Origin of the sequence: Desulfuromonas soudanensis, from assembly GCF_001278055.1 — a bacterium.
In the GTDB taxonomy this organism is placed as follows: domain Bacteria; phylum Desulfobacterota; class Desulfuromonadia; order Desulfuromonadales; family WTL; genus Deferrimonas; species Deferrimonas soudanensis.
This window is the reverse complement of the sequence record NZ_CP010802.1, coordinates 780,912-802,768: the sequence shown is the minus strand read 5'-3', so window position 1 is coordinate 802,768 and position 21,857 is coordinate 780,912. Positions and strand designations below refer to the sequence as shown.

Genomic DNA, 21,857 nt, shown 5'->3' with positions numbered 1-21,857 from the left:
GTGAACCTCGGAGATTTAACATATAAAATCTTCCAACGGACTTGAAACAACGACCTGCCCTCCAGGATCAATGCCAACCTCTAATCATTCAAAAAACAATATATCTCTTCGGATACACAGGGCTTATGACGTGCAAAAACAAAGCCAAGGAATATAGACATGGCGATCCTCCAGAGTGTTTATCCCTATCTAATTAACTTTACCGTTCACTGGATATTTACCCATTAGTCCATCCCGCAATTTCACAGGGTCCACCGCCCCCATGCCGAGGGAAGGGCTCTAATTCGACACCAGGGTGCCCTTCCCGGAGGGTCAGAAGTCTTCAGTCATGGATTCCTGCCATTTGACGCAAGGGGCGAAAAATTGACAGGTCCAGGCCCCGACCTTTCCCCTGCCGGCAAATGGTCCATTGACGGGCGAGAGGAGTCTTTGTCATAATCGGCGCGGAAAAAGCGGCGACCGAAATTCTTAAACCCGGCAGACACCGCGGAGGAAACAATGACACTCGAAGAACTGGCAAAGTGCGACGGACAGGAGGGGCGCAAGGCCTGCGTGGCGGTCAACGGCAACGTCTACGACTTCACCTCCAGCCCTCTGTGGCAAAAAGGGGATCACCAGGGGATGCACCGCGCCGGCGCCGATCTGACGGAGGAGTTGCAGGACGCCCCGCACGTGCGGGCGGTCATCGAGCGTTATCCGGTGATCGGTCAGATCGAGGAGGACGAAGCGGAGGAGGTTAAAAAAGGAGGGAAGGTGCTGGTGGCGGCCATCGTCATCGCCGTGCTGGGAGGCGTCCTCGCCCTGCTGCTGCGCTGAAAAGGGGGGAGCAACGCCGTGTCGGGATTTTGACAGGCCTTCATGCCGGCATGAGTTCTTTGACAGATCGCAACAAAAAGCCGGAAGGTTTAGCTTGCAGGACACGGAGACACCAAAGGGTGACGGGATTTGGGTCTTCGATGGGAGGGCGGGAGGAGGGTTCAGAACGATTCGTCTTCTTTTGTAGAAACTGCTGAAAAAAGAGAAGGGCCGGGAAAATCTCCCGGCCCTTCTCTTTTTTGCGGTTCAGCAGGGGTGAACGTTGCTGCTCCCCACGACCTTCGGCTTCATGTACTTCTGCATGGTCTTCCTCCCTTTTTCAGGTTATCGAGTCGTACTCCTGTCAATTATTCAGCCATTCAACCGGCCCTCTCCGTCCTTTGACCGCAGAATACCGGAAAATGTTTACAATTCCTAAGACTTGGCTGAATTTTGCAAAATACAGACCATCCCGAACCTCCCTCCGGGAAAAAACGACGGCAGCGCCTTTTCTCCTCTTCAGACTTTGGGCGCGGGACTTGCACAAGCATAGATCGTCGTCGGCAGATTGACGCGACGGCCATTAAAATCAGGAGGCGACGGTCAAAAAAAACCTTCTCCATCGCGGCCGTTTCGTACATCCCGTACGTTTAAGGAGAGGATCTGATTCAGAGCGCTATCTTCCCTATCAATACGAATACAACCATTCACAGGAGGCAGAACATGAAACTCAAGAGCCAGGACGGCTTCACCCTCATCGAAGTCATCGTCATTGCCGCCATCCTCGCCATTCTGGCCGGGGTTCTGGTCCCCATGGTCTTCAGCCAGATTGACCAGGCCAAGGTCGCCCGCGCCGAAGCCGACTGCAAGTCGATCAGCTCGGCCATGCTCACCTTCCGCAAGGACCTCGGCGTCTGGCCGAATCTCTCCGGGGCGGGTTGCGCAGAAAACACCGAGCTCCTGCGCGGGGAAGGGAGTCTCCCGGGCGGACTTACCGACATGGCCTTTCAGACCACCAACGTCATGAATTTCAGCGACGTTCTGATGATCGATGACGAAGGATGCTATAACGCCAAGATGTTCAAGGGCCCCTATATCCCCGTCGTCACCGCCGACCCCTGGGGGAATGCCTACATTGTCGCCGCCAACAACTTCGCGACGGACAACACAAACCCGGCCTTTGTCTTCTCGGCCGGCCCTAACGGGATCATGGAAACGCCGATTTTTTCCGTCTCCTCCCTGGGTGACGACATCGGCATCCGCGTCAAGTAACAACTGAGACCGCAAAAAGCAAAAGGCCGGTGAGGACTTCCTCTTCACCGGCCTTTTGCTTTTTTGAAAGACCTCAGGACTGTCCGGTTAGCAATTTGCGGGCAAGACTTTAAAAAACCTTGCGTCGTTGCGGCGTCGCGTGAGGCAAGGGTTGGGTCAGGTCTTCGACGTTGTAGGGGCACCCCTTCCGGATGCCCGATTGTATTTAATTTGACACCGATTCCCCGGACAGGATACCCGCAAGGGGTATCCCTACAACAGGGCCAATTAAAGGCTTGTTTCACGCGACGACGCGACGAAAATCTTGTCTTGGACCTTCAGGACACACTTCTGGAAAAACATCGCTTGCGATGATGGTGAAAATATATTAACAATAGGCCCCTCTTGAAGGAGGGGGTTCTATGAATCAAATACCGATCATCCACCACGGAGGCCGCACTCAGGTCACCGGCTCCTGCCACGAACTGCGCCTCGCCGACGGCTCGGGGCTCCTCATCGACTGCGGGTTGCCGCAGGGGGACGATGCCGGCTCCCCTGAAATCGATTTCCCCGTCGCCCAACTGCGCGCCCTGGTCCTGACCCATGTGCACATCGACCACTGCGGCCGGATCCCCTACCTCCTCGCCGTCGGCTTCGACGGGCCGATCTACTGCAGCGAGCCTTCGGCGCTCCTCCTCCCGGAGATTCTCGAGGACGCCATCCGCCTCGGCATCACCCGCCAGCAGCCGCTCATCGATCAATTGCTGCGAAAAATAAAAAAGCAGCTTCGTCCCCTCCCCTACGGGGCGTGGCAACAACTGCCGGGAAAGGCCGACCTGAAGATTCGACTGCAACCGGCCGGACACATCCTCGGCTCGGCCTTTATCGAGTGCGATGCCGAAACGTCCACGGGAAAAAAACGCATCGTCTTCTCCGGCGACCTCGGCGCCCCCTATGCGCCGCTGCTGCCGGCCCCAAAAGCCCCCTACCGCGCCGATCTGCTGGTTCTGGAGAGCACCTACGGCGACCGTCTCCACGAGGGGCGCCGTGAGCGTCGCGAGCAGTTGCGCCAGGTCATCGAACGGGCACTGACCGACCTGGGCGCCATCCTGGTGCCGGCCTTCTCCATCGGCCGCACCCAGGAGCTTCTTTACGAAATCGAAGAGATCATCCACCGCAACCGCAAGCGCTTCGCCGCCGCCGGCCTCCCCTGGGAAGAGCTGGAAATCATCGTCGACTCGCCCTTGGCCGGCCGCTTCAATGATCTCTACCGCGGCTTACGCCCCTACTGGGATGCCGAGGCGCAGAAGAAGCTGCGCTCCGGACGCCACCCTTTAAGTTTCGAGCAGCTCACCACCGTCGACAGTCACCAGGACCACCTGCAGGTCGTCGACTATCTGAAACGCAAGGGTCGCCCCTGCGTCGTCATCGCCGCCTCCGGCATGTGCAGCGGCGGCCGCATCGTCAACTACCTGCGCGCCCTCCTCGGCGATGCCCGCACCGACGTCCTCTTCTGCGGCTATCAGGCTTCCGGCACCCCGGGACGGGAGATTCAGCAGTACGGGCCGCAAGGAGGGTACGTGCGCCTCGACGGAGAGCGGGTGGACATCCGCGCCCGCATCCACACCCTCAGCGGTTTCTCGGCCCACGCCGACCAGCAGAACCTCCTCAACTTCGTCAAAGGGATGCGCATCAAACCGTCCCAGATCCGCCTGGTGCATGGAGAGGACGAAGCCCGGAACGAATTGGCCGGAAAATTTCGAGGGATGGGGATGGGGATCGGTGTCGATTGAAGCACCCTTGAACCATCGCACCTCCCAATCCCCAAAAAATGACAATCGACTTGCCACCAGGAGTTCACGCCGGTAGAATGTGTTGCAAATGCAACGCAAGGAGGCAAACATGAAGACAGCATCCCTGCCATCACTTCGGGTTGACCCCGAATTACGCCAGGACGCCGAAAGCGTTTTGCATCAGGGGGAAACCTTGTCCAGCTTTATGGAGCAAGCTCTGCGCGCAAGCATCCAATCGAGGAAGTCCCGGCAGGAGTTTATCGCTCGAGGATTGGCGTCTCGCGATGAAGCTCGCAAGACAGGTGAATATTTCGCCGCGGATGAGGTCTTGAGTGAAATGGAGGCGCTGCTGGTCAAGTCAGACAGCAGGACGCGCCGGTGAGTTATCGTGTTCGTTACACAAAGGCCGCAAAAGAGGACCTCCTGCGGCTGTACGGCTTTCTGGTAATAAAAGACCAGGAAGCGGCTCGACGGGCGCTGGCGACGATCAAGAAAGGGATGGATCTCCTGCAGGACTTCCCCTTCACCTGTCGCAAGGTGTCCCCTGAAAACCCGTTTCTTCGCGTAATGGTCCTCTCTTTCGGTGCCGGCGGCTATGTCGCACTCTTTGAGATCGAAGACGAGCGGACGGTGACCATTTTAGCGGTACGGCACCAACGAGAAGAGGATTACGAATAAGGCTGTCCCCCCGAGGGACTGGAAAAAAACACTGTCCGGCAATCTGGGAAGACTCTGGCGTTACCGTGTTGGTAACTGCCGGATCATCTGCGAGATACAAGGCACCAGTTTATGCGTCCTCGTAGTTAGGATCGGCAATCGCCGCGAGGTCTACAAATAAATGTGGAGTAGAGGAGAGAAAACAAAAGAGGAGACCGCCAAGGCGGTCTCCTCTTTTGTTTAACCGTCGGTCCTTTGAGTAGGCAAGGCACCCGCGACGTTTTGATTTGGAAATCACGGCGAAACAGCCGGCTTTTTCCCCTCAAGATGGGCGGCGAACCCTTTCAGATAATCAGGCATCTCCGGATAATAGACCGGCGACCAGGGGAGTCTTTGCAGCTGAGCGACCAGGTGCAGAGCCGTCTTACGGTCGCCGAGTTCGCTGGAAAGCTGGGCGATTTTCAGACGGATGAGCGGATTGTCGGGGAAAGTCTCGGTGGCCAGTTGAAGCATCTGCAGGGCAGCATCCGGCCGACCTTTGTCGTAGGCCTGTTCGGCAAGATTTTCGTATTCCAGCGCATACACCGGATCAAGCCGCACCGCTTCCGCCAGAGCCTGAAGCGCCGTTTCACCCTCATCGCTTTCTTGCGCGGCACGGAAAAGGGTGAACCTGACCCATGCCGAATTGGGCTCGGTGGTGACCATCTGTTTGGTGATCTGTGCAATCTTCTCTTTTTGCATAAAATTCTTAAGGTAGAGGATTTCCGCCTGCCCCTTCCAGATCTCGGGGAGTTCTTCTCCCAGCTTTTGCGGATCAGCAATCATCATCGCCAAAAAGTCACCCAGGTAACGGCCATCGAGGGCAAAGCGCATATCCAGATTGGCATCGGCATAGGAGAGTCCCAGGGATTTGAATTGCAGGGCCTTGAGCTGCTCCAGGCTTGTCTTCACCAGCGGCAGGAGCGGGGTTCTGATTTCGTTTCTGTAGAGCTTCTCATAATAGCTCGGATCGATATGCACTACCACCGGCCCGTTGAGAGTTTGAAGCGCCGACAGTGACCCGACGGTGAACGGCGTGTCCCGCAGTCGCCCTTCAACCAGCGGCCCGACCTGGTGCAGGCTCGCCGCTTCGTCAGGAGTCGCAAGTCCAGCGTCTGACAGTTGCAGGCCAAGGGCTTTGGCGTCCACCTGCGCTCCCCCCTCCAACTGGGGAATCGCCCACACCACCCGCGCAAAATATCCGGCACGCAAGGCGGCATCGAGGGTCATGTCGCGCAGCAGCAACGGATCAGCACGGCGCATCGACCCGCACTCTGCAAGCAGGTCGAGATCTGCCTCTTTGAGCTTTTCGGCCACTTCGGCTCGTAACGCCTCAGGGACAGGCTGAAGAAGCGGATCGTTGCTCAGCAGCAGCAGGGTCGGTTTGCTGTCCGCAAAACTCCGCCAGGCGATCAGCACCTGGGGCGTCCACTCAAAACGCTGCAACTCTATTGGGTCAGAGAGCAGATTCAAGGTCTGAACCTGGGCAGTTTTCACAGAATTTTGCGGAACAGGTTCGGGAGTCTTCTCCTGAGTGCAGGCGAACACAAAAAGGCCGAATAGCAGCACGACGAGAATACGTATCATCCAGATCATTCCTTGGTCAAAAAATTCAGGCGAACTACAACAGGATATCTTCAAAGGGGCGTAAAAGAAAGGGCCGGAGTGATCCGGCCCTTTCAACTTACGTCAGCAGGGATGAACGATGCTGCTGCCCACCACTTTCGGTTTTAGATAACGCTTCATGTCTGACTCTTTCTTCAAGGTGGGACACGTCCAGCGAAAGGACGTATCCCGGTTCAATACTACCAGGGGGTGACGTTGTTCCAACCTGCGCCGCGCGATTGGCTAAAGGCCGGATCTTTAACGCGGTGGCAGTTTTGCGCCGAGGTGGCCTGCGAGAAGGTCACAAGAGCATTATCTACACTGGGGTAGGCCCCGCCATCGGCATTCCGGGTCGTTGTACTCGGAATCGAACCCACACCTGCCTGATTGTCCCAGGTGTTGTGCTTGGTGTCGAGACAGTTGGTGATCATCAGGCGCGGCAAACGTGAAGCGTGCGGGTTGTGACATTTGGAACAGCTGAAGTTGTGGTAGTTGCTGTCCAGTGCATTATTGGTATTTGCTCCCCAATTCACTACTGTCCGGTTAACTTTGAATGTACGTCGATAACCTACTGAAAATTATAGTACTTTGGCTCAACTGTTCTTTTCTCGATTTGAAATCGCTTCACCCCGCCCGCGAGTGATATCTTCCTGACACTTCAGGAGGGCATCCATGAACGCTGGCCAGACCGTTTTCAGACAGCTACTTCAGTTTCTCCCGCGTCACGAGTTCAACCTCTGTGCCCGACGGTATCGCGGCGAGTACCGGGCCAAAAGCTTTACTGCATTTGACCAGTTCCTGTGCCTGGCTTATGCCCAGCTATCGGGTCGCGAGAGCTTGAGGGATATCGAAACGTGCCTGAACTCTCATCGGGAGAAGCTCTACCACATCGGATTTCGTGGCGCTGTCTCCCGCTCCACCCTTGCCGACGCCAACGAGCGCCGGGATTGGCGCATTTTTCAGGATTTCGGCCAAGTCCTGATCGGCATGGCACAGCAGCTGTACCGGGATGAGCCCTTGGCCATCGAGTTGAAGCAGCCACTGTTCGCCTTTGACTCGACGACCATTGACCTCTGCCTCACCCTGTTTCCGTGGGCCGAGTTTCGCACGACCAAGGCAGCGGTCAAGATGCACACGCTCATTGACTTGCGCGGCATCATCCCCACGTTTGTGGCCGTGACAACCGGCAAAGTACATGACGTCAAGATGCTTGACGAAATGCCCGTCACCGAAGAGGCCATCTACACGATGGACCGCGGCTACGTAGATTTTGCCCGGCTCTATGCCATTCACCGACAGGGCGCCTTCTTCGTGGTGCGGGCCAAGGACAACCTACGCTACCAGCGGTTGTACTCTTTGCCCAAGGACAAGGAGGCCGGCGTCCGAGCCGACCAAGTGATTGCCTTGGTCACCCAGAAATCGAAAAAGGGTTACCCGGAGAGATTGCGCCGGGTCAGTTATGTTGATAAAGAGCGAAACAAGCGGCTTGTATTCCTCACCAACCACTTTGAAATTGGAGCCACAACGGTTGCAGACATCTATAAACAGCGCTGGCAAGTGGAGCTATTCTTCAAGTGGATCAAACAGCATCTACGAATAAAAGCGTTCTACGGGACTTCTATCAATGCGGTCAAGAGCCAGATATGGGTAGCTCTTTGCATATATCTACTTGTGGCGATCGCTAAAAGGCAGCTTAGCATCAAATGTACTCTCTACACTTTTTTGCAGATCCTGGAGGTCAATCTGTTCGAGAAAAAGCCCATTTCATCGTTGGTTGCGGAAGCGCTCAAGCAGATTCCAGACACCCAAGATTATAACCAGCTGAATTTATTCGGCTATTAACCGGACAGTAGTGTCCCCAATTATACGCTGCATGGGCACGTCGGTTGGTAATTCTCGGGTTGAGGTTCCAGCCATCCGGCTCCTGCGTACTACTGCGGAAGCTGTAAACTTCACCGTTATAATCCAGGTTCTGCTGGTTGCCCATGGCCGGATTTCCGGCGCTGGTACCATTGTTCGTGCTGAAAGTCGGGGCCGTACTGTTACGGTCGGCCACGGAGAAGATATTCGCCGCGACGGAATCACCACCGCCGAGGACCGCGGCCGAGTGTCCGTTGGTGCCAACCCAGTCGGTGCTGGCGGTGCCGAACTGGTTGAGGCTGTCGATTTCGGCGGCGGTGAAGTTGCCGTCACCGTTGCCGTGACAGAGCTCGCACAAGCCGGCCGAGGTGTTGGCGGTCCAGCCGGTGGTCGGATTGCCGTTGTTCTGATCGATCTGATACCCTCCCAGCCCAGTATAGGTGGTGCCGCCACGTGGCACGGCGCCATAAAGATTTTGCCCAGTCCAGGTGTCCCCGCTCTGCGGCGCCCCGTCCTCGCGGTAGGGGTTGCCCAGCCAGGTGCCGCGCAGGTAGGGCGCACCGCTCAGGGTGTCGCCGGTGGCCAGATTCAGATTGTGGACATCGTGGCAGTAGGAACAGCGAATGGCTCCAACGGCATCCATACCCGGACCCGTCGCAGCCGGATTGACCGAGTGGGTCGACTGAATGGGACCTGTCTTGTAGCCGAATTTGGTCGTACCGCTGGTCCAGGTGGCCCCGACCCAGTTCGATTGGTTCAACGTGCCGTAGTTGTAAGCCATGCTGCCGGTGTTGGCTTTGTTGTTCACACCAAATTCACTGTAGGTTGCGCCATGGCAGTTCCAGCAGATTTCGGCTTCGGTGGCGCCCGGGGCGGTACCGGCGACCCCCAGGGCGATGCCGGTTTCACCGTTGGCGGTGTAGTTGATGCCGACCGCCGGGTTGTTGGGGATCTCGATGGTGCCGCCGCCATGGCTGCCGTGACATTCTTCGCACTGCAGGCCGGTGGATGCCAGGGCATGGGCGCTGTTGTCGTTGACCAGGGTGGCGCCGGTGCCGGTGCCATCATGGCAACCGGTACAGGAGCCGCTGCCGTACTCGTGGGTGACCACGGTCAGCGCCGAATTGGAGAGCTGGTGGGCGGCGTCATTGGCATGACAGGCCTTGGCACAGCCGAAGGTAGCCTGGTCATATTGGGCGCTCTGGGCGTTATCCGGTGCCGAGATGCCGTTCATCTCGATATTGCCGTCACGATGGTAGCTGACCTGGTACAGGTCGCCGCCATTGCCGGTGTTGTCGGTGGCGCCGTTGGCCTGGCTGTAGCCGTGACAGAGGTTACATTCATCATGCTTGGTGGTCATATTGACACCACTGTGGTCCACCGGGGTCGCCCCGGCGACGTGCAGATCGCTGGCGCTGCCATCGGTCAGCGGCGGGTAGCCGTGACACATGTCACAGGAGGCCGGTGTGGCGGTATCCCAGACCTTGCTGATGTGACAACTGAGGTTGCTGCAGGTGTTGGTCGCGTTGTTGTAGGTGGCGCTGGCGCCGGCCACGGCGGTATCGAACCAGATGTCGACCGTGCCGTTGACGTGGTCCGGCGTGCCGAAACCCAGATCTTTATGGCAGGTGGTGCAGGCCAGACCGGCGCTGACCACATGCTCGGGGTGCTTGCCGACCTGGCTGCCGCTGTTTGCGCCCGAGAGGTCGCCATCACCAGCTACGGCAGAAGGCATGCCGTTGGTGTCGCCGTGGCAGCTGCCGCAGGCGGCGGTGCCGGCGTCGGTCCAGGCCGGAGTGGCGGTGCCGTGACAGTAGATGGCCGAACAGCTCAGGCCGTTGCCGGCGGTGACGCTGGTGCCTACTGCTGCGTTGTAGCCACCGCCTGTGCTGCGGCCGTCGTAAGCCCCGGTGCTGTCGGTGGTGGTGCCGAGGGTAATGTTGAAGCCGAGGTTGAGGTTGCCCCCCTTGGGCATTTCACCGCTAGTCTCCCAGCCGGTGTGGCAGGTGTTGCAGGTGTAGCCCTTGGTCACGACGTGATAGTCGTGCTTGCCGGCGGTGGCGCTGCCGGTCGTGTTGGTCAGATCGAGCGTGGCGGTCAGGTCACTTGCAACCAGCGGCGGATTGCCGTGGCAGCTGGTACAGTCGGCCTTGAAGCCGTTGCCGTGCTGGTGACATTTGATACAGTCGCTATTGTCGTAGTGACCGGCAGCAACGGACTGGTCAGCGGCATGTTGCTTGACGCCGACGGTTTGAGAAGCGTCGTAGGTGTGACAGACTTCGCAGACACGGTTGGAACTGGCGCGCGGCGCCGTGCTGTCGTCACCGAAGTCGCTGCTGCCGTCTTCCACGGTCAGAAGGCTGACCGCCGAGCTGACGCCGCCGCCCGGCATGACCGAGCCGTCGGGGAAGCTGATGGTCGCCTTGACGCGTTTGACGTTACCGGTATTTTTTCCGTGGCAGGTGCTGCACAGAATGGCGCCGGCATAATCGCCGGGTTTGCCCCAGTTGCCGGTGTGCTTGGTGGTGCCGACAAAGCGGTTGCTGTTGTGCAGCAGCGGGTTGTCGGCCCAGGAGACCAGTGTGACCTGAACATTATAGACAGCCGCACCGATCAGACCGTCGGTTGCATCGGCAAAGGTCATACGGATGTCGTAGGTTTCACTGCTGGTCAGGCCGGACAAATCGACGAAGACCTCTTCATCCCTGGTGCCGTCGGTATCGCCGGCGCCGCCATCGGCGGTCGGCATGTTGGGCGGGGTCGTCCAGGTGGTCGGCTCGGAGGCGAGCTTGTACTCCACCAGGAAGGTCCCGGTGCTGTTCTTGTCGTTGTGGTAGCCCATATGGACACGAATACCGGTCAAGCCGTTCTGAGCAGCGGTATAGGTGAGCGGCTCCAGCGCATCAACGCGGGTATCATAAGTACGGGGCAGGATTGTCGAATAAACCGGGCTGCTGGCCCCACAGGAGCCGTCGGCCATGGCTTCGAAATCAATGGTGCCAAAACGCGAGGAAATGGGGGTAAAGGTTGCGCCGGAGGGTGCCCAGGTGGTCCACAGGCCACCATTATTCCGCCAGCGCACCATGCCGTTGCTCGCTCCGTTGGCCAGGATCGCGGCAACCGAAGTTGCACCGGTAATGTCGGCCGGATCGGGATCGGGACTGATGGAGACGCTGACCGTACCTGCTTCAACACAGTTCGACACGGTGGTGCTCGCCGTGGCGGAAAGCGATACGTTCCCCGCCGCGTCCTTGGCCCAGGCGTAAAGGGTGTAGGTGTTGTAGCTTCCGACGGTGTAGACGGCCGGAGCGGCGCCGCTCCAACCTGCGTCGCCGGCGGTGGGGGCCGTGGCGCTTTCGGTGATCATGTAGCCGGTCACGCCGACGTTGTCCGATGCCGTGAAGGTGTTAACCGGAATCTCCAGCGGCGCCGCGGTATCGATGACCGTCGCCGGAATCGAGAAGGCCGTAACAGTCGGCGCGACCATGGTGTTGGTGCTGACATTGAGCTGTGAATCGGTGAGGGGGCCGCAGGTACCGGTGCCGGTGGCGTAGAAGCTGACGGTGGTGGTGTTGTCATCCTGGGCCGGGGTGTAGATCCAGCCGCTGGCGTTGGTCGGTGCCGGGACAATACCGACCTGGATGCCCGTCGCACTTCCAGAGGCCGTAACCGAGACGTTGCCGGTGATCGGATCGGTGATCGGATTCAGGGTCAGGGTGGCGGTTTCGGTGCAGGCGCTCCAGGTGAAGAGCTGCGAGGTTCCAGGCGAAACGCTCTGGGCGACGCTGTCGCCGTAGTAGGCGACGCCGCACTCGGTATCGAGGCCGCGAGCGTAGAGATTATAGGTGTTGCCGTCGGTCAGCACGCCAGAGGCGGAAATCGGATCGTTGGTCCAGGGGATAACGGTCGTCTCGGTCGCGCGGGCGTTTCCATAAACGCGGATGGTATCCAGGGCATAGTCGCCGGCAAAGCTGTTTGTATTAAACACAAACCGCATCTGCAGGCTGCCGCTGGTGTAGGCGGTACCGGTGCCGCCGACGGTCGTGGTCGAAACATAGGCCCCGCCGTCGATGCTGATGCTTCCGTTGTTGAGATTAATATCAGCGGTCTGCCAGGTACCATCCGCATTGGCATCCGCACCATTCAGAATCCATTCCGTCGTCCAGCCGCTACCATCGTTGACCTCAAAGGCCAGACTGATGAGGTTGCCGCCCCAGCCTTCGAAGGCGTAGGAGATATTCGGCTCGTAGGTGCCAGCATCAAACGCAGCGTTGCGGGTGAAGGTCGCGTTGTAAGGACCGGTCCCTGACGATTCGATGAACAGGAACCCGCCCGGAGGCGATGTACCACTGTGCAGTGAGGTCGGGCCAGTGCCCGCTGAACCGGTCAGGGTGCCATCACCATTGGTCGATTGACCTGAGTTGAATACATAGAGCGGACCACCAGCAGTACCGGCATCAAAAGGACCACCGCAATTAGCCGTTGGGGCACTACTAGCCGTCCAGTTGGAGTAGTCACAGACGTCATCGGCGGTATCAAAATACTCAAGTTCTTCAAACGGCGTGCCCGGCCCGCTCCCTTCCGTCACCAGATACTCCAGAGTATTGACATCGGTCGCAGTCACAAAAGACGCGCCGATGAAATCACCGGCTGCGGTGTTAGTGCCGTCCCAGATAATCGAGGACTGGGTCGATTCGGAGCAGGTATTGTCAACGGTAACGGTGATTGAATCGGTAACATAACCGCCGCACTCGTCTTCGATGGCGCGGACATCAACGGTGACGCCAGCCACCGGCGCGGTGGTGCTGGCCGGGTGGGTGTTGGCGGAATTCCACAGAGTGAGGTCGGAAATCCAGGCGCCTCCGTCGATGCTGTATTCGACGTTGGAGGCATTGTTCAGGCTGGTAGCAATGGAGATCGAACCGGAGACCGTGGCGCCACTGGTCGGAGCGGTCAGGGCAACGGCTGAACCGTTGGTGTCGGCGCACGAAAGCGGTGCGAGCGCCATGAAGGCCCCCGTCCAGCGGGCATTCTGTGCGGTCGCGGTCAGCGTTTCCGAGGTACCTGGCAGTGCCAACCGTGAACCGATGGTCGACATGTAGTTGCCACTGGCATCATTCTGGTCGACGTGTTCAATGTAGTTGGTCGGAACCGGCGTGTTGGCGCCAGTGACATTGGTCGAAAGTGCGTAGATGGCGACACCGTCGAGGACCGTGGTAATCGGGCCCATGCTGACCGCCGTCGTGGTATTGGGGGAATCGGCCTTGACCGAACCGGAGACCGGTGCAATCTGATCGACTCCGGCATAGACCGCGTAGTAGGCCTCCGTACCTGCGAAAGCCACAGAAGAAGTCACCGTCATGCCTATGTTCGATCCGGCATTCGCGGCGATCTGACTCTCATCGATGTAACCCATCCAGGTATAGCGACGGTTGTCGTTGTTCCCATAGCTGTTCTGAACTTCCGTGAAGGTTGCGGCACCGTAGGTTGCCGAGGTATTGGCCGGGTTGTGATTGCCCGAGCCTTCACCGGTTACGACCAGAACCAGGACACGGTTGACGCCAGCACCGATTGTCGGGTTGGTGCAGGTCATGTTGCCGGTGCCTATCGCGCAGGGCGTCGCACTGAACTGGTTGGTGACCGCGACGGCGGCCCGGGCGCTTTCTGCGCAGACCCCAAGAAACACCATCCCGACCACGGCTACCATCGCCCATCGAAACAGACCGCTCAAACCGGACATCCTCCCCTGCAGACCATTCATAGAACTCTCCCTATCTTCAATTGAATATTTTCCATGACACCGGGAAGTTCCCGCCTCGAAAGTCTTTCCTCGACGGTCTCCCCTGTTGCATTCCGGAATGACTTGTCTGCCCATCGCGATCAATCTCCTGACTGGTAGCGCCCCGGCTTGCCTTCCACCCTGGCTCTATTGAAAAACCGAAATTCGATACCGAATAGTTGCGGTCACCGTTAAAACTCGCGCACCGCCTGATTCAGCCAATAGCGGTTGCGCCACTGTCCCTCGTCGATGGCCGGCCGGCCGCACTCCCTGGCTTCACCGGTTTTATCCCCGGCCTGGAGGCCCCGGGCGATTTCCTGGGAGAGGGCTTCGCCCCGTCCAGTGGGATAGACCGCCAGGATGTGGCGGTTCCCTTCATCCGGGCGGGTGCGCAACAGGTTGCGGCCGTGGGGGACGGCAACGCCGTCCTGCCAGACGACATAATGGGAGAGAGCCTTGACGTTGCGACTCACCGTCCCCTGGGGCATGTCGAGCCTTTCAACCAGTTCGGGCATGGTGATTCCGGGATTTTCGACAACGGTCAGAAACAGCACCAGTTGCTGCAGGGGGAGCTCGCGATGAACCTTGCTCCGTACAAGATCGAGTATTTTTAGCAAAAGGCTGATTTGATTCACAAAAGAATCCTCAAACGAATAGATAAACAAGACCTGACATGCAAATACTGACAAAATACTGTCATTGGCGATAAAGCAAATTATATTCCAATGGATTCAATGAACTCAGTGCGTCCATAAGCCCCGAAAATTTAATTCAAAATATTTTTCGTGCCAACAAAGTAGATAATTTTTCAGCCCACAATAATACTTGCAACCATAGTCATCAGACAAAGTCATAGGGTGTGCAACATTTCAATCATAAAAATACGACCTGACGCTGCCGGTCATATCTTTTCTACGTTTATTGGATTTTCGTTCGATTTACCGCTGTGACTTTTTGCACATGGTTTTTTTTCGGTCAGGTCAACCGGAATTCCCATCATTTCCGAGAACCTGGCGTCGTCCTTTGACCGCTCCCCGTCATATGCCCAAAAGAGGTACGGCGAAGAACAGGCCTTTGGCTCCATGTGCAGGGAAAAGCCGCGGAAGGGCGAGATCAGGTGGGTTAGTCCTGAATAATAGAGGCATAGGGAGGGCAAGCGGGATCTCCGCCCCGAACAAGGACAACCGGGATTTTGTCGAAAAACGGTGTGGGCGAAAAAAGAAAAGGCCCGCCGAAGGCGGGCCGGAAGGAGCTGGAACGGTAGAACAAGTCAGAATTCGTCCTCGTCGTCGAGCTTTTTGAGGCGCTTGTTCAGAGCGGGGCGGGAGATGCCGAGCATGCCGGCCATGATCGACTGATTGCCGCCGGAACGCCGGGAGGCCTCGGCGATCAACTGGCTCGTCAGTTCGCGGATGCTGGGAAGTTCCTGCGGGAATGCCACCACCCTTTCACCCTGGGCGGCTTCGACACCGGCCTCGACCATTCCGGAGAGCTCACGCCCTTCCTCCCGCCCCATGGCCCGTTTGAAGGCGTCCATGGACAGCTTGCGGGTCCGATGGGTGCTGACGGCGTCGTAAACCATGGCCCGCAACTCCCGGACGTTGCCGGGGAAATGATAGGTGGAGAGTAAGATATCGAGCTCCGGAGGAGGGGTCGGTTTGTTCTTGTGAAACTCCCTTGCCGCCTCGCCGAGAAAAAAATCGAGGAGCACAGGGATATCCTCAGGGCGCTGCCGCAGAGCCGGGAGGTGGACATGGTGGGTCCGCAGGCGGTAGTAGAGGTCGCGACGGAGGCCCCCGGTCTCCTGCAGGCGCCCAAGGTCCTGGTTGGTCGCCGCCACAATGCGCATCTCGCTGCGGCGGGTGCGGTCCCCTCCCACCGGACGATACTCTCCATCCTGGATCAGTCGCAAGAGTTTGAGCTGGGAGGACTGGCTGAGAGACCCGATTTCGTCGAGAAACAACACCCCCCCGGCGGCCTCTTCCACCAGTCCCTTGCGGGGCTGCTCGGCGCCGGTGAAGGCTCCCTTGACATGGCCGAAGAGGGTATCGGCGAACATGTCGTCGTCGAGCCCGGCGACATCCACCGCCACCCAGGGACCCTGCGGCGAGCCGAGCTTGTGCAGGATACGGGCGATCAGCTCCTTCCCGGTCCCGCTCTCGCCGGTGACGAGGACCGGCTGGCGGCTGGCGGCGATCGCTTCGACGTATTTGCAGATTTTCAGAAGACGATCGGAGCGGGTGATCAACCCGGAAAAAGCCTCGGGGCTGGCCAACTCCCCCGTCATGTACCCTTCCTGCAGGCGGAGGTTTTCCTGCTGCAGTTCGCCGAGGCGCAGAGCCCGCTGGATGCCGGCCAGAAGGCGCTCATCCTCGACGGTCTTGACATAATAGTCGAAGGCTCCCAGCTTCATGCAGCGGACCGCCGTTTCGGCCTGATCCCGACCGGTCAGAATGATGACCGGAACCTCCGGGTAATTGCGGCCGAAGAGCTCCAGCAGCTCCTCCCCCGAAACATGGGGCATGGTGTAATCGATCAGGGCCAGGGCGACCCGGTGCTCCTCAAGGAAGGGAGCCACCTCCCGCGGGTCGCTGAGGGCGACGACATTATTGATTCCGGCGTGCCGCGCCAGACTGATCGTCATGCTGCGCAGCCAGGCTGGTTCGTCGTCCACCAGCAGCACCGGCAGGGCGGGATAGAGGACTTTGCTCATGGAAGGCTCCTAAGCGACGGGGAGGGCCAGGGTGACCTGCGTTCCCTTCCCCGGTTCGGTCTGAAAACTCAGCGTACCGCGATGCTGCTTGACGATGCGGGCGGAAACCGACAGTCCCAGCCCCGTTCCCCCCTGTTCACGGCGGGTGGTGAAAAACGGATCGGTCAGCCGCTCCAGATCCTCTTTGGCGACCCCCCTCCCCTGATCGATGACTTCGGCAAGGATGCGCTTTTTGGCCGGGTCGAAACGGGTGCGGACAAGGATTCCCCGGCTGCGATCCGGCAGGGACTGGCAGGCGTTCATCACCAGATTGAGAACGACCTGCCCGATCTGGCGGCTGCTCCCCACTCCCGGCGGCAGATCGTCGCCGAGTTGCAGTTCGAAGGCATCGGTGGCCTTGCGGATCGGCCCATCGAGGAGACGAACCGCGGTCGCCACCGCTTCGTTGAGATCGAGAGGACCGTCGTCGGAGGGATCGTCGAGACGGACAAAATCCTTCATGTCGCGAACGATATCGCGAATATGGCCGGCGCCCTGCTGCATGTCGTCGATCAGCTGCGGAACCTCGGTGCGAACCTGGGAGAAGTCGAGTCCCCCCAACTGCAATCCGGCCTCTCCTTCCTTCTCCAGCAGGGGGAGGGCGTCCGAGAGGATATCGCCGATAAAATCAAGATTGCGCAGGATCATGCCGTTGGGGTTGTTGATCTCGTGGGCGACCCCTGCGGCCAGCTCGCCGAGGGCGGCCAGCCGTGAAACCTGGTCGGCTTCGCGGCGAAGGCTTTCCTTCTCGGTCATGTCTTCGGCCATCACCAGAAGAGCGGATCGGTCGGCAAAAGGGATCTCCTTGCGGACGATCTCCATATCGAGAATGCGCCCATCCTTGCAGCGGTGCGGCCAGGGACCGACGGAATCTTCTCCCCCCTTTTCCCGGGAAACGACCTCCGGAAAACGCGTCCCGTCCCCGGCCGGGCGGGGATTCAAGACCGGCATGGCGAGGAACTCTTCCCGGGAATAGCCGTAGGTCTCGAGGGCGGTCTGATTCACATCGAGATATCTCAAATTCTCCATGTCAACGACCCACATCGGCAGGGGCGAGTTCTCAAACAACTGGCGGTAGCGCTCCGCCGAGGCCTTCAAGGCGTCCTCGGCGGCTTTCTGGGTGGAAACATCGCGAATCTGCAGCAGGAGATAGTGATCCTCCTCGCCGCTGACCTGAGTCGCGCTCCCCTCGCACCACAGCGCCTGCCCCGAACGGTTTTGCAGTTCCGCCGAAAAATTGCCCAGGCCTTCCCTGACCTGACCGGAGAGCTCCTCCCAGAAAGGGTTCCCTTCGGGGGTTCGGAAAACGTTCTCCGCCCTGGGCGCCTTCTCCTTCAGGGGAAAAAGTTCCCGACCCCGGGGATTGGCCTCCAGCACCCGACCATCGGTCATGCCAATGAGGAAGATGGCTTCGCCGGAGCGCTCCAACAGGTTCCGGACCAGGCGATCCCGCTCGGCGCGCCGGGCATCCAGACGACTGACGCGGTTAAGCAGCCAAATAGCGAGAAGGGCAAAAAGAAGGCTGGAACCGAGAGTCCAGCAGAGAAAATACCTGACGCTGGCCCGACCGCGGGAGTAAATGAGCCGGTCGATCGTCACATCGAGGGCCCCTCCCGGACGGCCCAGCAGGTCGGGAAGATTGACATGAGCGGAGATGGTCCCGCCCTGACGCCGGACGGCAACTCCCGAATCGGCCGTTTGCAGATTTTTTTCGCTGTCGATCCCCAGATCCAGCTGGATGAGTTCACCCAACTTATCGATTCTGCCGGGATTCAGTTCCCTTGCATAGAGCAGCATCCCCCGACCGGGGCCCGTGCCGTCACTTTTCAGAATCGGCGCGGCAGCCACCTGGAAGGGATAGGGCCTGGCAAAGAGGAGACCGACCTGAACCGACCCGATCTCTCCTTCCGTCAGACGTTTTTGAATCGGGAACAGGTTCTCCAGCAGGACGGGAGCAACGGAAGACTCGCTGCCGGCATCGAGGTCATACCCGCAGCTGAATAATATCCGCCCCTCCGCATCGGTCATGATGATGGCCGAGAGTCGACCTTCCTCCAGGGTCTCAGCGGTCATATCCCCGGTCATATCGTTGCTGCCGGGATCCGCGGCAAAGGCATACGCCTTATCCCAGAATGCCTCGTCGACCACCATCCGGCGGAGGAATTCCCCTTCTCGGGCGAGAGTGTTGACGGCACGGTCGGCATGCTCGCGGATTCGCTCCTCCTCCAGATCCCGGAAACTGGAGAGGATGAAGACCTCGGAGAGCAACAGAGCAATCAGGTTGAGGGAGAGCACCGCCAGGCCGACCCAGAGGAGATGACGGCGTCGGTAATCGAGGGGAATGTTTCTGGATGAGGAGGGATTTTTCAGGGCGCTTGCCATGAACGTCTCGTTTTCAGGGAAGAGCAGATTCGGGAGGAGAAAAGTGTCTCCCCCTTTCTAGCAGTCCCCGGGGGCAACGGTCAACTTTTTCGACCACCTTGGGTTTTTGCAGCGTCCCGCAGTTAATAAATCGGTGATTGCCCACAGGCAAGACCTCTGGTACTCTCCACTTTGAGAACATGATCATCAATGCCAACGAAACCGCCACGCTATCCGAGGTATCCCATGCTGACCGATGACATGAAAGAAGAACTGGTTGGCCGAATCAAATCCGCAGAGAGAATCGACAAAATCTTCCTTTTCGGCTCCGAAGCCGCCGGCACAGCCGGCCCCGGCAGCGACATCGACCTGCTCGTTGTGCTCGACAAAATGACCATGCCGTCCAGTTTTCAAGAGCGAAGTGCCAACTACCTGCTCATCAGCCGGGCGATTCGGGATATTGAAAAAAAACACCCCATCGACTTGCTGGTTTATACCCGGCCAGAGTTTGAAAAGATCAAAGCCAGTGGAAGCCTGTTCGTTCAGAGAGTACTCCGCGAGGGGATCGAACTTTCATGAAGTCCGTAACGGCCGACTGGCTCAGATCGGCACGGGCCGATCTGGAAACCATTGAGGCCATTCTCGACAATTCAAGCCACCATGGTGGCTTTTCACACCCAACAATGTGTGGAAAAATGTCTGAAGTCACTCCTGGAGGAATTCGGTATCGAATCAGGCAAGACCCACAATCTGCTGACACTTAAAGCCGCAGTGGAACGCAAGGACCCTGTCGATCTGGACGAAGACACCCTAAGCCTGCTCAACAAACTCTATATCGATTCACGGTATCCAGGTGAATTCGGCCTTTTACCAACGGGGGCACCCACAGTGGATGAGGCCCGGGAATTCGCCCTCTTTGCCCACGAAACAATGCGTATAACAACAGAGATTCTGGCCGGACAAGGGAAACCCGGCCGCTAGTCCTTCCGGGCCGGCACCCTACCGTCCTCTCAGATTCGAACCAGGGTCGTTGAAATCGTAAGGGCGCCTCTCACTGCGCCCCCATGACAATGTCAACAATTATTTTGGCTTACCCACCTGCCGCCAGAAGCCTCTCCTCAAAATAGCCAATCGTCCTCTTCAACCCCTCCTCCAGCAAAACGACAGGCTCCCAGCCGAGCTGCTTCCGCGCCAGGGATATATCCGGCAGACGCTTGCGAGGATCGTCCTCCGGGAGCGGCTTGTACTCCAAGGTCGATTTCGACCCGGTGAGCTCGAGAATCCGGCGAGCGAGATCGGCCATGGTCGTTTCCACCGGATTGCCGAGGTTGACCGGTCCGGTGAAACCTTCCGGAGATTCCATCAGGCGCACCAGCCCTTCCACCAGATCGTCGACATAGCAGAAGGAGCGCGTCTGCTCTCCGTCCCCGTAGAGGGTGATCGGCTCCCCTTTGAGGGCCTGCACGATGAAGTTGGAGACCACCCGGCCGTCGTGGATCGACATCCCCGGCCCGAAGGTGTTGAAGATCCGCGCCACCTTGATGGCGACCCGGTTCTGCCGGTAATAATCGAAAAAGAGGGTCTCGGCGCAGCGCTTCCCCTCGTCGTAGCAGGAGCGGAGGCCGATGGGGTTGACGTTCCCCCAGTAGTCCTCTCGCTGAGGATGGACCAGGGGGTCGCCGTAGACTTCGCTGGTGGACGCCTGAAGGATCCGCGCTCTGACCCTTTTCGCGAGCCCGAGCATGTTGATGGCGCCGTGGACGCTGACCTTGGTCGTCTGCACCGGGTCGAACTGGTAATGGATGGGGGAAGCGGGACAGGCCAGGTTGTAGATCTGGTCGATCTCGACGTAGAGGGGAAAGCAGATGTCGTGGCGCTGCACCTCGAAGAGGGGATTGGAGAGGAGATGAGCGATATTGGCCCGGCGCCCGGTATAGAAGTTGTCGACGCAGAGGACCTCGTGCCCCTCGGCAAGGAGGCGCGCGCAGAGGTGAGCGCCGATGAACCCGGCGCCCCCGGTGACCAGAACGCGCTTGCCGGAAATCCTGACGGTCATCACTTCTCCCTCCCGTTGACTTCCCCACGCGACCACAGATTGTATTTTAGAATACACCAGAGGGCCTGAAAACCGTCCTTCCAGCCGATCTTCTTCCCCTCGGCGTAGGTGCGTCCGGCGTAACTCACCCCCACCTCGTAGATCCGGCAGCCGAGGCGTGCGACCTTGGCTGTGATCTCCGGTTCGATGCCGAAGCGGTTTTCCTCAAGGTGGATCTTCTGGAGGACCTCGCGGCGGAAGACCTTGTAGCAGCATTCCATGTCGGTGAGATTGAGGTTGGTCAGGGCGTTGCTGGCCAGGGTGAGGAACCGGTTCCCCAGAGCATGCCAGAAGTAGAGGACCCGGTGGGCCTGCCCCCCTGAAAAGCGCGAGCCATAGACCACATCGGCTTTGCCTTCGAGTAGCGGAGCAAGCAATCGCGGATAATCGGCGGGATCGTATTCGAGATCGGCATCCTGGATCAGGATAATCTCGCCGGTCGCCTCGGCAAAACCGCGGCGCAGGGCGGCACCCTTCCCCTGATTCACTTCCTGGAAAATGACTTTGATCTCGACTTCGTTCCCCATCTCGCCGACAAGAAGGGGGAGATCCTCAAGCAGGTCGCGGGTTCCGTCGCTGGAACAGTCATCGACAATAACCACTTCCCGCCGCACCCCCGGGAGCGGAACAGCCAAAACCCGGCGCAGGATTTCGCCCAGATAGTCTTTTTCGTTGAACACCGGAATGACGATGGAGAGAGTGGTCATGAAACATCCCTTCGGCTTGAGCGCCGGCACTGTCCATGCCGCCGGGTCTGAATATACCGGTCTTCATTGCTGTCACACCAGAAAAAACTGAAGGACGGGAAGAACCTGACGACATGGTTTTGGCAAAGGATTGGTTTGCCGGTCCTCTTGACGTCAAAACGTC

18 protein-coding genes are annotated in these 21,857 nt (G+C 58.7%); 10 read left to right on the top strand and 8 right to left on the bottom strand.

Annotation, left to right across the window (positions count from 1 at the left end; all coding sequences use genetic code 11):
• Positions 1–498 precede the first annotated feature (498 nt).
• From DSOUD_RS03395 to DSOUD_RS19120, 6 genes are all read left to right on the top strand, one after another.
• A complete protein-coding gene (locus DSOUD_RS03395; RefSeq protein ID WP_082351042.1) occupies positions 499–816 on the top strand; it encodes a cytochrome b5 domain-containing protein in 318 nt (105 codons plus the stop codon).
• 702 nt (positions 817–1,518) lie between these two features.
• Positions 1,519–2,067: a prepilin-type N-terminal cleavage/methylation domain-containing protein gene (locus DSOUD_RS03390; RefSeq protein ID WP_053549682.1), complete on the top strand. Its 549-nt coding sequence runs from the start codon at positions 1,519–1,521 to the stop codon at positions 2,065–2,067.
• 401 nt (positions 2,068–2,468) lie between these two features.
• On the top strand, positions 2,469–3,839 hold the full coding sequence (locus tag DSOUD_RS03385) for an MBL fold metallo-hydrolase RNA specificity domain-containing protein (protein ID WP_053549681.1): 1,371 nt from the start codon (positions 2,469–2,471) through the stop codon (positions 3,837–3,839).
• Between the two features lie 109 nt (positions 3,840–3,948).
• A complete protein-coding gene (locus tag DSOUD_RS03380) occupies positions 3,949–4,221 on the top strand; it encodes a YlcI/YnfO family protein (RefSeq protein ID WP_053549680.1) in 273 nt (90 codons plus the stop codon).
• Entirely contained in the window at positions 4,218–4,517 is a 300-nt protein-coding gene (locus tag DSOUD_RS03375) for a type II toxin-antitoxin system RelE/ParE family toxin (RefSeq protein ID WP_053549679.1), read from the top strand. The genes DSOUD_RS03380 and DSOUD_RS03375 overlap by 4 nt, the downstream gene beginning before the upstream one ends.
• The gene (locus tag DSOUD_RS19120; protein ID WP_082351384.1) at positions 4,507–4,677 is read left to right on the top strand and encodes a type II toxin-antitoxin system RelE family toxin; all 171 of its coding nucleotides are present in this window, start codon (positions 4,507–4,509) and stop codon (positions 4,675–4,677) included. Before DSOUD_RS03375 ends, DSOUD_RS19120 begins: the two co-directional genes overlap by 11 nt.
• Before the next feature lie 113 nt (positions 4,678–4,790).
• Here the strand turns inward: DSOUD_RS19120 and DSOUD_RS03370 are convergent, their stop codons facing one another.
• On the bottom strand, positions 4,791–6,122 hold the full coding sequence (locus DSOUD_RS03370) for a tetratricopeptide repeat protein (RefSeq protein WP_053549678.1): 1,332 nt from the start codon (positions 6,120–6,122) through the stop codon (positions 4,791–4,793).
• 218 nt (positions 6,123–6,340) lie between these two features.
• Positions 6,341–6,673, bottom strand: a complete 333-nt coding sequence (locus DSOUD_RS18290) for a hypothetical protein (RefSeq protein WP_157671728.1) — start codon at positions 6,671–6,673, stop codon at positions 6,341–6,343.
• 139 nt (positions 6,674–6,812) lie between these two features.
• Here DSOUD_RS18290 and DSOUD_RS03365 point away from each other — a divergent pair, with 139 nt between their 5' ends.
• On the top strand, positions 6,813–7,982 hold the full coding sequence (locus DSOUD_RS03365; RefSeq protein ID WP_053549677.1) for an IS4 family transposase: 1,170 nt from the start codon (positions 6,813–6,815) through the stop codon (positions 7,980–7,982).
• Here DSOUD_RS03365 and DSOUD_RS03360 read toward each other — a convergent pair.
• The gene (locus DSOUD_RS03360) at positions 7,927–11,988 is read right to left on the bottom strand and encodes a CxxxxCH/CxxCH domain c-type cytochrome (protein ID WP_157671726.1); all 4,062 of its coding nucleotides are present in this window, start codon (positions 11,986–11,988) and stop codon (positions 7,927–7,929) included. The genes DSOUD_RS03365 and DSOUD_RS03360 overlap by 56 nt on opposite strands.
• A 790-nt stretch (positions 11,989–12,778) precedes the next feature.
• Here DSOUD_RS03360 and DSOUD_RS18285 point away from each other — a divergent pair.
• Positions 12,779–13,102, top strand: a complete 324-nt coding sequence (locus tag DSOUD_RS18285; RefSeq protein WP_198300355.1) for a hypothetical protein — start codon at positions 12,779–12,781, stop codon at positions 13,100–13,102.
• 868 nt (positions 13,103–13,970) lie between these two features.
• Here DSOUD_RS18285 and DSOUD_RS03355 read toward each other — a convergent pair.
• The 3 genes from DSOUD_RS03355 to DSOUD_RS03345 form a co-directional block, all read right to left on the bottom strand.
• Positions 13,971–14,414, bottom strand: coding sequence for a MarR family winged helix-turn-helix transcriptional regulator (locus tag DSOUD_RS03355; protein WP_053549675.1), 444 nt, complete (start codon positions 14,412–14,414; stop codon positions 13,971–13,973).
• A 635-nt stretch (positions 14,415–15,049) separates the two neighbouring features.
• Positions 15,050–16,492: a sigma-54-dependent transcriptional regulator gene (locus DSOUD_RS03350; RefSeq protein WP_053549674.1), complete on the bottom strand. Its 1,443-nt coding sequence runs from the start codon at positions 16,490–16,492 to the stop codon at positions 15,050–15,052.
• Between the two features lie 9 nt (positions 16,493–16,501).
• Entirely contained in the window at positions 16,502–18,913 is a 2,412-nt protein-coding gene (locus DSOUD_RS03345) for a PAS domain S-box protein (protein ID WP_053549673.1), read from the bottom strand.
• A 225-nt stretch (positions 18,914–19,138) separates the two neighbouring features.
• Here DSOUD_RS03345 and DSOUD_RS03340 point away from each other — a divergent pair, with 225 nt between their 5' ends.
• Together DSOUD_RS03340 and DSOUD_RS03335 are read left to right on the top strand one after the other, a co-directional pair.
• Positions 19,139–19,471 carry a nucleotidyltransferase domain-containing protein gene (locus DSOUD_RS03340; RefSeq protein ID WP_053549672.1) on the top strand — a complete coding sequence of 111 codons (333 nt, stop codon included), beginning with the start codon at positions 19,139–19,141 and terminating at the stop codon, positions 19,469–19,471.
• An 81-nt stretch (positions 19,472–19,552) separates the two neighbouring features.
• Positions 19,553–19,873: a HEPN domain-containing protein gene (locus DSOUD_RS03335; protein WP_053549671.1), complete on the top strand. Its 321-nt coding sequence runs from the start codon at positions 19,553–19,555 to the stop codon at positions 19,871–19,873.
• A 109-nt stretch (positions 19,874–19,982) separates the two neighbouring features.
• Here DSOUD_RS03335 and DSOUD_RS03330 read toward each other — a convergent pair whose 3' ends face one another.
• Both DSOUD_RS03330 and DSOUD_RS03325 read right to left on the bottom strand, forming a co-directional pair.
• Positions 19,983–20,948 carry a UDP-glucuronic acid decarboxylase family protein gene (locus DSOUD_RS03330; protein ID WP_053549670.1) on the bottom strand — a complete coding sequence of 322 codons (966 nt, stop codon included), beginning with the start codon at positions 20,946–20,948 and terminating at the stop codon, positions 19,983–19,985.
• Positions 20,948–21,694 carry a glycosyltransferase family 2 protein gene (locus DSOUD_RS03325; RefSeq protein ID WP_053549669.1) on the bottom strand — a complete coding sequence of 249 codons (747 nt, stop codon included), beginning with the start codon at positions 21,692–21,694 and terminating at the stop codon, positions 20,948–20,950. The genes DSOUD_RS03330 and DSOUD_RS03325 overlap by 1 nt, the downstream gene beginning before the upstream one ends.
• Between the last annotated feature and the right edge of the window lie 163 nt (positions 21,695–21,857).